Here is a 9552-nt window from a genome sequence, read left to right on the forward strand (position 1 = left end):
CGGGGCGGTGGACGTGGGGGTGCGGCGCCTGCCGGCCGACGGTGGAGCAGCCGACCCAGGGGCGCTGGGGGTACCCCCCGGCCGAAGGCTGGGGGAGGAACTGCGCGATCAGCCCCCACCGGCCCGCAGGTGCACCCCCGCCCGGCCGGCCCGGCACCGCGGCGGACGGATGGTGCGCGTCAGTCGCGAGGGGGCCGGAAATCCCGATGGGCCCGTCGGCTCACGGTCTCGCAGAGCTCCCGCTCACAGCCTCGCGGAGCCCCCGTCGGTCAGGTCGGTCACGTCGATCTCCTCGGCCATTCTCGCGAAGCCCGCGTCGTTCGGGTGGAGGTGGTCTCCCGAGTCGTAGAAGGGGCGGAGCCGGTCGGGGGCGTACGGGTCGCGGAGTGCCTTGTCGAAGTCGGTGACCGCGTCGTACACCCGGCCCGACCGGATCCGTTCGTTGATCTCCTCGCGGACGCGTTCCCGGGCCGGGGTCCACCCCGCGTGCCCCTGGAACGGCATCAGGGTCGCCCCCACCACCCGGATCCCGCGCCCGTGGGCCGTGCGCACGAGCGCCCGCAGCCCGGCGACGACCGCGTCCGGGTCGGCGAGCGCGGGGTTGCGGAGGATGTCGTTGACGCCGAGGTCGATGACGACGACCTTCACGTCGGGCCGGGACAGGACGTCCCGGCCGAACCGGCCGACCCCGCTCTCGTTGACGGCGGGCCGCCCGCCCCGGTCCGCGAGGACCTGGTTGCCACTGATCCCCTCGTTGACCACGCCGTACCGCAGGCCACCCGCACGCAGCCGCCCCGCGAACACGTCCGTCCAGCGCCGGTTCGCCCCCGTCGTGGACGTGACCCCGTCCGTCAGCGAGTCCCCGAACGCCACCACCGTGCCGGCGGAGTCGTCGCTCAGCACGTCGAGGGCGGTGACGTAACGCCAGTAGGGCGTCTGCCCGGTGTACGCGGCGGCCCCCGCGTCCTCGGTGCGGTCCCCGGCCGCGACGTACGAGATCTGGCGGGCGCGCGGGTGGTAGGTGACCGGACCGGACGCGGTGGGGGAGTACGTGGTGACCAGCACGTCCGCCGCGCGCGGCACCCGCAGCGGGACCGCGTCGCTGACCGCCTGCCCGCCCGCCGGTATGACCACGGAGACGGCACCGCCGAAGGTGAGCCGCCGCATCGTCCCCGGGGCAGCCGCCGCGGTGTCGTGGCCCGCCGCGAGGGCGACGGAGGCGTGGGTGAGGGTGAGCGCGGACCGCCCGTACAGGTTGGACAGGGTGACCCGGGCGCTCGTACCGGACGCGCTCGTGTGGACGACGTTGCGCAGGGACCGGCCGGCCAGCCCGTCCGTCCCGGTGCCCGGCTCGCCGCCCACCGGGGCCGCGGCCCAGGAGCCGACCCAGCTCCCGGCGGAGACGGGGGCGGCCGAGGCGCCGTGCGGGCCGCCGCCGGTCACGCCGGTGGCCGCGGACGCCCCCTGGTCGGGCGCGACGACGAGATAGAGGGTGGCGGACAGGGCCACGATCAGTGCCAGTACTGCCCCGAGCAGGGCGAAGCCCTGGTGACGCCGGGTCATGCGGATGCGGTTCTCCTCGACCTGCGGGCGGCCGCTGACGGACAGGGCCTGCCGGAATTCCCCGAACATTACAGACGGTGGGAACTCCTGTTCCGTTCGGGGAGTAGGTCAGCAAGGGACAATATGTGCGGGATCACCGTGAGGGTGGACCGGCTGCGAACGGGTGGAGCAGATGGCGGAACCTACGGAGACGACGGACGGCCCGGCTGCCGACCGTACTGAAGGCCGTGTTGACGGCCGCGCGGCGGCTGTACCGTCGTACAAGTCGATGAACGCCTTCACGCCGGCCGACGAGGAGCGTCAGCGGGGCGTACGGCGGATGAAGACCACGGCGACCGGCCTGCTGCTGTTCGTCGCCCTGGTGTACGCGCTGGCCAAGTGGGCGTCGGGCGCGGGCGCCGGACCCTGGGCGGACTACGTGGCCGCGGCGGCCGAGGCGGGCATGGTCGGCGCGCTGGCCGACTGGTTCGCGGTGACCGCCATCTTCCGGCACCCGCTCGGCGTGCCCATCCCGCACACCGCGATCATCCCCCACAAGAAGGACCAGCTCGGCGTCTCGCTGGGGGAGTTCGTCGGCGAGAACTTCCTCTCCCAGGACGTCGTACGGCAGCGGCTGCACGCCGTCGGCATCGGCAGCCGGCTCGGCGCGTGGCTGGCCGAGCCGAAGAACGCCGACCGGGTGACGGCCGAGCTGGCGACGGCGCTGCGCGGCGCCCTGACCGTGATGCGCGACTCCGACGTCCAGGCCGTGGTCGGCGAGGCCATCACCCGCCGTGCCGACGCCCAGGAGATCGCCCCGGGCATCGGCAAGTTGCTGGAGCGGATCGTCGCGGACCAGGGCCACAAGCGGGTCGTGGACCTGGTCGTCAGCCGCGCCCACGACTGGCTGGTGCTGCACGGCGACTCGGTGATGGACGCCGTGCAGGGCGGCGCGCCCGGCTGGACGCCCCGGTTCGTGGACCGGCGGGTCGGCGAGCGCGTCTACAAGGAACTGCTGCGCTTCTGCGCCGAGATACGGGACATGCCCACCCACCCGGCGCGCGGGGCCCTCGACCGCTTCCTCACGGACTTCGCGAACGACCTCCAGTCCGACACCGACACCCGTGCCCGGATCGAACGCCTCAAGGGCGACGTGCTGGGCCGCGGCGAGGTGCAGGACCTGATCGCGTCCGCCTGGACGGCCGTACGATCCATGATCGTCTCGGCGGCCGAGGACGAACGCAGCGAGCTGCGGCTGCGGGTGCGCGCCTCCCTGATCTCACTGGGCGCCCGGATGGCCACCGAGCCCAAGGTCCAGGGGAAGGTCGACAGCTGGGTCGAGGGGGCGGCCGTGCACGTGGTGACCACGTACCGCAAGGAGATCACCTCCCTGATCACCGACACGGTGGCGGGCTGGGACGCGGAGCACACCACCCGGAAGATCGAGGCGCACATCGGGCGCGACCTCCAGTTCATCCGGATCAACGGCACGGTCGTCGGCTCGCTGGCGGGCGTGCTGATCTTCACGGTGTCGCGGGCGCTCGGGGCGTAGGGAGCGTTCCGCGGGGCACTCGATCGGACGGCTTTCGGTGGTGCAGTTCCGGTCGAGGAGGCGTGTGTGGGTACGGCTACGGACATGGGCGTGGACGAACACGGCAGACGTACGATCACCTCCCGTATCCCGGCCCGTCTGGACCGGCTGCCGTGGTCCCGTTGGCACTGGACGATCGTCCTCGGCCTCGGCACGGTCTGGATCCTGGACGGCCTGGAGGTCACGGTCGTCGGCAACATCGCCAGCCGGCTGTCCGAACCGGGCAGCGGTCTCGCGATCTCCTCCGGCCAGGTCACCGGCACGGCCGCGGCCCTGTACGTGGCGGGCGCCTGCGTCGGCGCCCTGTTCTGGGGCCGGATGACCGACCGCTTCGGCCGCAAGAAACTCTTCATGATCACCCTGGCGGTCTACCTGGCCGCCACCGCGCTGACCGCGCTCTCCTTCGCCCCGTGGTGGTTCTTCCTCTTCCGGTTCCTGACCGGGTTCGGCATCGGCGGCGAGTACGCGGCGATCAACTCCGCGATCGACGAACTGATCCCCGCCTACTACCGCGGCCGCGTGGACCTCGTCATCAACGGCAGCTTCTGGATCGGCGCGGTCGGCGGCTCGCTGCTCTCGATCGTCGCGCTGAACACGGACTTCCTGGCGAAGGACGTGGGCTGGCGGCTGACGTTCGCCCTCGGGGTCGTCCTCGGGCTGGTCATCCTCCTCGTGCGGCGCAGCGTCCCGGAGAGTCCGCGCTGGCTGCTGATCCACGGCAGGGAGCGGGAGGCCGAGGAGATCGTCTCGTCCATCGAGAGCCGGGTGGAGGCGGAGAAGGGCGAGCCGCTGCCCGAGCCGGAGGGCGAGCTGGTGATCCACCAGCGCGGCAGCGTCGGGTTCGGCGAGATCGCCCGTACGGTCTTCCGCGACTACCGGCGGCGGGCCGCCCTCGGTTTCTCCCTCTTCATAGGGCAGGCGTTCCTCTACAACGCGATCACCTTCGGGTTCGGCGCGATCCTCACGACGTTCTTCGACGTGCCGACCGGCGACACCGGGTACTACTTCGTCGTCATCGCGGTGGGCAACTTCCTGGGCCCGCTGCTGCTGGGCAAGCTGTTCGACACGCTCGGCCGGCGGGTGATGATCTCCGGGACGTACCTGCTCTCCGGGCTCCTGCTGTTCGGCACGGCCTGGCTGTTCGACCGCGGCTCCCTGACCGCGGCCACCCTCACGGCCTGCTGGTGCGTGGTGCTGTTCTTCGCGTCGGCGGGGGCGTCCAGCGCGTACCTGACGGTGTCCGAGATCTTCCCGATGGAGACCCGCGCGATGTCCATCGCGTTCTTCTACGCGCTGGGCACGGCGGCCGGCGGCATCAGCGGGCCGCTGCTGTTCGCCGACCTGACGGGCACGGGCAAGGTGTCGGACACGGTCCTCGCCTTCCAGATCGGCGCGGGCCTGATGTGCGCGGCGGGACTGGTGGCGGCACTGCTGGCGGTGAACGCGGAGCGCAGGTCCCTGGAGGACGTGGCCACGCCACTGTCGGCCGCGGGGGACGAGACGGCGAAGGCGCAGGCGTAGGGGGACGGCGTCCCGGTCCCGGCTGCGGCGTTCGCAGCGGCTCCGTCGCTCTCAGGCGCCGGTGGTGGAGCCCGGCCGGACGATCATCAGCACGGTCACCGCGGCCCACAGGAGGTTGAACAGCCCGGTGACCATGGCGAGTCGCACGGTCGCCTGCCGGGTCCCGCCCCCTGCCCCGGCCCGCTCCGCGGCCCCGCCCTCGACCAGCGCGGTCTGCCGGGGCAGCACCAGCGCGACGAGGACGAGCGCCGCGAGTGCCGTGAGCGCGATCGACGCGATCAGCCAGGCGCTGCCCAGCACGTGCATGTTGCTCGCCGTGGCGAACCCGAACACCGGGACGACGACGCCGACGAGCGCGTACACCCGGCATATCCGGTGCAGCAGGAGCAGGGTCTCGGCGGCCCGGACGTCGTCGGGCGCCTCGATGGCGCGCCGGGCGGCCGGCGGGAACATGCTGGCGGCCACGGTGACGGGACCGATGGCGACGATCGCCGCGAGGACGTGGACGGCGAGGAGGAACTTGGTCACGGCGTCGACCGTAGGCGCCCCGAGGATCTTGCAGAAGCGGCGATACTGCCACCGTTCAACGGATTCTCGCCAGGAGGTGGGCGCCGGGTGGCGGGAGAGCGGCCCCTCCGCGTCCGCCACCCGGCGAACGGCTACGTTCCTGCCATGCACACCGTCGCCGTGCTGGTCCTGGACCAGGTCGTCCCCTCCGACTTCACCGTGCCGATCGACACCTTCGGCTGGGCCCGACTGCCCGACGGCCGGGACGCCTACCGGGTGCGGGTGTGCGGTCCCGGGGGCGAGGTGACCGCGGCGGGCGGCGCGTTCACGGTGCGGGCGCCGTACGGGCTGGACGCGCTGGCCGAGGCGGACACCGTCGTCGTGCCGGGCCTCGCCGACCCCGCCGCCGTACCGCCGGCCGAGGTCGTCGGGGCCCTGCGCGCGGCGGCGGCGAACGGCACCCGGATCGCGTCCGTCTGCGTCGGGGCGTTCGTCCTCGCCGCCACCGGACTGCTGGACGGCCTGCGCGCGACCACGCACTGGGCGGCGGCCGACGCGCTGGCCGCGAGGCACCCGGCGATCGAGGTGGACCCGAACGTCCTCTACGTCGACAACGGCCAGTTCCTGACCTCGGCGGGCGCGGCGGCGGCCATGGACATGTGCCTGCACCTGATCCGCAGGGACCACGGCTCGGCGGTCGCGGCGCACGCCGCCCGGATGTCGGTGATGCCGCTGGAACGGGAGGGCGGCCAGGCCCAGTTCATCGTCCACGACCAGCCACCGGCCCCGGCCGGGGCCACCCTGGAGCCACTGCTGAACTGGCTGGCGGACAACTGCGACCGGGACCTCACCCTGGAGGAGGTGGCGGCGCGGGCCGGTATGAGCACCCGTACCCTCAACCGCCGCTTCCGCGAACAGACCGGCACGACTCCGTTGCAGTGGCTGCACCGGGCCAGGGTGCGCCGGGCGCAGCACCTCCTGGAGACCACCGGCCACCCCGTCGAACGCATCGCGGCCCAGTCGGGCTTCGGCTCCCCGACGGCCTTCCGGGAACGCTTCCGCAGAGTCGTCGGAACCAGCCCCCAGGCCTACCGCCGTGCGTTCCGACGCCCCTGAAAGGGGCGCGAGGAACCGCGCGACCGGCCACGACGCACCCGCCCCGCCCCCTCTGGCCAGGCGGCGGGCGGCCAGGCGCCGGGCTTGTCGCGGGGGCCGGTGCGGAGCTCAGCCCCTGCGGTCGGCGACGGCCCAGGACGCCAGGGCCACCGCTCCCGCACCCGACGGACTCCGTCCCGCCCCTTCACCCAGACGGCCAGGCGACCCGGCGCCGCGGCGGCTGAGGGGGGCCGGGCGACCCGGCGGTCAGGTGGTCCGGCGCCGGGCTTGTCGCGGGGGCCGGTGCGGAGCTCAGCCCCTGCGGTCGGCGACGGCCCAGGACGCCAGGGCCACCGCTCCTGCCACGCCGAGGACGGACGGCCAGGCGCCGACCTTCTTGGCCAGGGGGTGCGACCCGGCGAACGCGGCGACGTACGCGGCGGACAGTGCCCCTGCCGCCTTCCCGCCCGCCCGCTGCCGCCACTGCTGCGCGGCCGCGGCCCCGGCGACGGCCAGCACGGCTCCGCCCAGCGGCCGCTGCTTCGTCCAGCGCGCGACGCCGTACCCTCCGACGAGCCCGCTCGCGGCGATCACCGAACTGGGAACCCTGGCCATTGCTCTCTCCCTCTGTCTGGATTCCCCGAGGCTAACCCGGCGACTACCGCCAGCGCGGGCTGAGGGCCATCGCACGGAGCTGCTTCATGGTGAGCGCCGGCGTCGCGCGGGTCGCGGAGCTGTGCTGGGTGCCGGCGTTGAACGCGCTGATCACCACCCGGAAACCGTCCTCGCGCATGGTGTCGACGGTCCACATCACGACCCCGGCGCCCCCCTTCTCCCCGGGCGCCTTGTGCTCGGCGACCCGGGTCCCGTCGGGAAGGGTCTCGGACCCGGCGCCGAACAGCTGGTCCGCGACGTCGGACATGTCCGGCTGCACGTTGATCTGGACGAGGCTCCGGCCGTGCCCGTCGTCGACGACGACGTAGGTGAACTGACTGTCGTCGTCCCCCTTGGCGCGCCCCACCACCTTCACCGACGCGGGGATCAGCGAGACGAGGGTCTGCTCGATCGCCTTGCCGTCCCCGTCCACGCCGGCGGGCGGCTCCTGGGTCTGTCGGGGGTCCTGCGGGATGGCGTCGACGACCCCCCGCCACTCCTTCGCGGCCGCCAGCGTCTTCAACTGGGCCGCGGACAGCGGAGGTTGGTCCCGGCTGATCGGTGCGTCCTTCTCGGCGGCGGCGTTCCACTCGCTGACGGCGACGTGGTGGCCGTCCGGGGTGACCAGGTTCGCGGTCCACAGCTTGGTGTCCACACGCCGGTCGGGATACTCGTATCCCTTCATCACGGTGACGACGGAGGCGTCGGGCAGATGGCTGGTGACGCAGCTGTCGTAGGGGATGTACACCTTGTCGGGGCACCGGGTGGCCTGCCGGGCGTCGTACCCGCCGGGCAGCACCCGGTTCACGGCGACGCTGACGGCGGCGGCCCCGTGCCCGTCGTCGTACACGACCTGCGCGTACGGATCCACGAGCGGCTCGTCCTTGTCGACGCCGCGTCCCTGCGCCTGGGCGAACGTCCCCTTCGGCAGCAGCTTCTCCAGCGTGCGGATCATGTCGTCCGAGGTGACGTCCCGACCGGCGGCGGCGGAAGAGGCGACCTCGGGGGTGGGGCTCGCGGCGGCGGGCGGCCGCGCGGGCGACGACGGGCCGCCGCCCCAGGACACCGCCAGCGCGCCGCCCACGCCGACGAGCGCGACCCCCGCCGCGCCCCCCAGGACAGCGGCCCGCCGCCGCTGCCGCAGCCGCCGCCCCCGGACCGTCCCGGCGGCGGCCAGCGCGGCCCGGTCGGTGTCGAAGTCGGCCCCGGCGTGGTGCAGGGCGGCGGAGAGCTCACGCTCGAAGGGATCACTGTCGCTGTCGCTGTGCCGCTGTTCGACGGGCATGACGAACCACCGTTTCCACAAGGTCTGAGGTCAGGAGCGGGCGTATTCGGCGAGGTCCTCGCCGAGCAGCTCGCGCAGCCGGGCCAGGGCCCGCACGCACCGCGTACGGACGGCGGCCGAACTCACGTTGAGCGCGTCCGCGGTCTCGTGTATCGACCGGTCCTCCCAGTACCGCAGGACGACCACGGCCCGGTCCTTGGCGGGCAGCCGGGCGAGCGCGTCGAGGAGGGTCAGCCGCAGGGACGGGTCGGAACCGGCGTCCACCTGCTCCGGGAGGGAGTCCCGCGCCCGCTCCCGGCTGCTGAACCGCCGCCGGTGGGCCAGGAACGTCCGGGTGAGGACCGTCTGCGCGTACCCGGCGGGGTTGCCGACGCGCGAGACGCGCCCCCAGCGGACGTAGATCCGGCCGAGGGCCTCCTGGACCAGGTCCTCCGCGAGGTGCGTGTCCCCGGCGGTGAGCAGGCAGGCGGACCGGTACAGGTGCCCGGCCCGCGCCGCGGCGAACTCGGCGTAGTCCTCCACACCGCTGCCCTGACTCATCCGCAAGCTCCCCCGTCCCCGGCACCGTGCCGACCGCTCCACCCCATTGATGCGGTGGGCCGGGGAGAATGTTTCAGGAGCCGCGCAGAAAACTCAGAGCGGTTTCAGACCCGTTCCAGCGGCCGGTGGACCCCCTGCGGCAGCTCCACCCGGATCGCGTCACCGGGCCGCACCACACCCCCCACCGTCACCACGCTCATCACCCCGGCCTTACGGACGGTCCGCCCGCTCCCGTCCCGCCCGACCACCTGCTTCAGCAGCCCGTGCTGGAAGCCGTCGATCTGCGCGCACGGATTGCGCAGCCCGGTCACCTCCACCACGGCCTGCTCCCCGATCCGCAGCAGCGTCCCGGTCGGCAGCCCCAGCAGGTCCAGTCCGCGGGTGGTGATGTTCTCCCCGAGTTCCCCGGCCCCCACCCGGAACCCGGCGTCCGCCACCTCCGCGAACAACTCCTCGTGGATCAGGTGCACCTGACGCAGGTTCGGCTGGTCCGGGTCCTGCGCCACCCGCGAGCGGTGCTTCACCGTGACCCCGGCATGGACGTCCCCCTCCACCCCGAGCCCGGCGAGCAGCGTGATGCTCTCCCGGTTCGGTTTGGTGAAGGAGTAGACCTCGTTGCGACTGACAGCGACCACGACCCCGTTCATGCCGCCGACTCTAACCACGCGCGCACCCGGACGGAAGATCGACGACGAGCAGCCGTGGCACCTCGCCCCCTGGGCCGCCCCTAGATGATCTATTCCAAGGGGTCAGTGATCGTAGGCGATCAGTGAGCGGTGGATCGGTTGTCCGGTCTGGTCGTTGTGCCAGATGGCGG

At 73.1% G+C, this 9552-nt stretch carries 9 protein-coding genes; 3 read left to right on the top strand and 6 right to left on the bottom strand.

What is annotated here, in order from left to right; translation table 11 throughout:
• Positions 1 to 243: 243 nt before the first annotated feature.
• Entirely contained in the window at positions 244 to 1563 is a 1320-nt protein-coding gene (locus tag ACZ3KP_RS35040) for an SGNH/GDSL hydrolase family protein (RefSeq protein ID WP_467504542.1), read from the bottom strand.
• A 268-nt stretch (positions 1564 to 1831) separates the two neighbouring features.
• On the opposite strand from ACZ3KP_RS35040, the gene ACZ3KP_RS35045 reads away from it, so the two are divergent.
• Together ACZ3KP_RS35045 and ACZ3KP_RS35050 are read left to right on the top strand one after the other, a co-directional pair.
• The gene (locus ACZ3KP_RS35045; protein WP_467504523.1) at positions 1832 to 3094 is read left to right on the top strand and encodes a DUF445 domain-containing protein; all 1263 of its coding nucleotides are present in this window, start codon (positions 1832 to 1834) and stop codon (positions 3092 to 3094) included.
• 84 nt (positions 3095 to 3178) lie between these two features.
• A complete protein-coding gene (locus ACZ3KP_RS35050) occupies positions 3179 to 4654 on the top strand; it encodes an MFS transporter (RefSeq protein ID WP_467504544.1) in 1476 nt (491 codons plus the stop codon).
• Positions 4655 to 4705: 51 nt separating this feature from the next.
• Here the strand turns inward: ACZ3KP_RS35050 and ACZ3KP_RS35055 are convergent, their stop codons facing one another.
• A complete protein-coding gene (locus tag ACZ3KP_RS35055; RefSeq protein ID WP_467504525.1) occupies positions 4706 to 5182 on the bottom strand; it encodes a DUF2269 family protein in 477 nt (158 codons plus the stop codon).
• A gap of 144 nt (positions 5183 to 5326) precedes the next feature.
• Here ACZ3KP_RS35055 and ACZ3KP_RS35060 point away from each other — a divergent pair, with 144 nt between their 5' ends.
• The gene (locus ACZ3KP_RS35060; RefSeq protein ID WP_467504527.1) at positions 5327 to 6277 is read left to right on the top strand and encodes a GlxA family transcriptional regulator; all 951 of its coding nucleotides are present in this window, start codon (positions 5327 to 5329) and stop codon (positions 6275 to 6277) included.
• Positions 6278 to 6568: 291 nt separating this feature from the next.
• On the opposite strand, the gene ACZ3KP_RS35065 is transcribed toward ACZ3KP_RS35060, so the two are convergent.
• The 4 genes from ACZ3KP_RS35065 to ACZ3KP_RS35080 form a co-directional block, all read right to left on the bottom strand.
• The gene (locus ACZ3KP_RS35065) at positions 6569 to 6871 is read right to left on the bottom strand and encodes a hypothetical protein (protein ID WP_132890588.1); all 303 of its coding nucleotides are present in this window, start codon (positions 6869 to 6871) and stop codon (positions 6569 to 6571) included.
• A gap of 43 nt (positions 6872 to 6914) precedes the next feature.
• Positions 6915 to 8195, bottom strand: a complete 1281-nt coding sequence (locus ACZ3KP_RS35070) for a hypothetical protein (RefSeq protein WP_467504529.1) — start codon at positions 8193 to 8195, stop codon at positions 6915 to 6917.
• Positions 8196 to 8225: 30 nt separating this feature from the next.
• The gene (locus tag ACZ3KP_RS35075; RefSeq protein WP_358982149.1) at positions 8226 to 8735 is read right to left on the bottom strand and encodes a SigE family RNA polymerase sigma factor; all 510 of its coding nucleotides are present in this window, start codon (positions 8733 to 8735) and stop codon (positions 8226 to 8228) included.
• A 104-nt stretch (positions 8736 to 8839) separates the two neighbouring features.
• Positions 8840 to 9382, bottom strand: coding sequence for an MOSC domain-containing protein (locus tag ACZ3KP_RS35080; RefSeq protein ID WP_360565643.1), 543 nt, complete (start codon positions 9380 to 9382; stop codon positions 8840 to 8842).
• Positions 9383 to 9552: the final 170 nt, after the last annotated feature.

It is taken from the genome of Streptomyces sp. NPDC020958, assembly GCF_055562175.1.

Excerpts from the sequence above, each read along its gene's own strand:
- ACZ3KP_RS35065 (WP_132890588.1), bottom strand. The coding sequence starts at position 6,871 with ATGGCCAGGGTTCCCAGTTCGGTGATCGCCGCGAGCGGGCTCGTCGGA.
- ACZ3KP_RS35070 (WP_467504529.1), bottom strand. The coding sequence starts at position 8,195 with ATGCCCGTCGAACAGCGGCACAGCGACAGCGACAGTGATCCCTTCGAG.
- ACZ3KP_RS35050 (WP_467504544.1), top strand. The coding sequence starts at position 3,179 with ATGGGCGTGGACGAACACGGCAGACGTACGATCACCTCCCGTATCCCG.
- ACZ3KP_RS35060 (WP_467504527.1), top strand. The coding sequence starts at position 5,327 with ATGCACACCGTCGCCGTGCTGGTCCTGGACCAGGTCGTCCCCTCCGAC.
- ACZ3KP_RS35075 (WP_358982149.1), bottom strand. The coding sequence starts at position 8,735 with ATGAGTCAGGGCAGCGGTGTGGAGGACTACGCCGAGTTCGCCGCGGCG.
- ACZ3KP_RS35045 (WP_467504523.1), top strand. The coding sequence starts at position 1,832 with ATGAACGCCTTCACGCCGGCCGACGAGGAGCGTCAGCGGGGCGTACGG.
- ACZ3KP_RS35080 (WP_360565643.1), bottom strand. The coding sequence starts at position 9,382 with ATGAACGGGGTCGTGGTCGCTGTCAGTCGCAACGAGGTCTACTCCTTC.
- ACZ3KP_RS35040 (WP_467504542.1), bottom strand. The coding sequence starts at position 1,563 with ATGACCCGGCGTCACCAGGGCTTCGCCCTGCTCGGGGCAGTACTGGCA.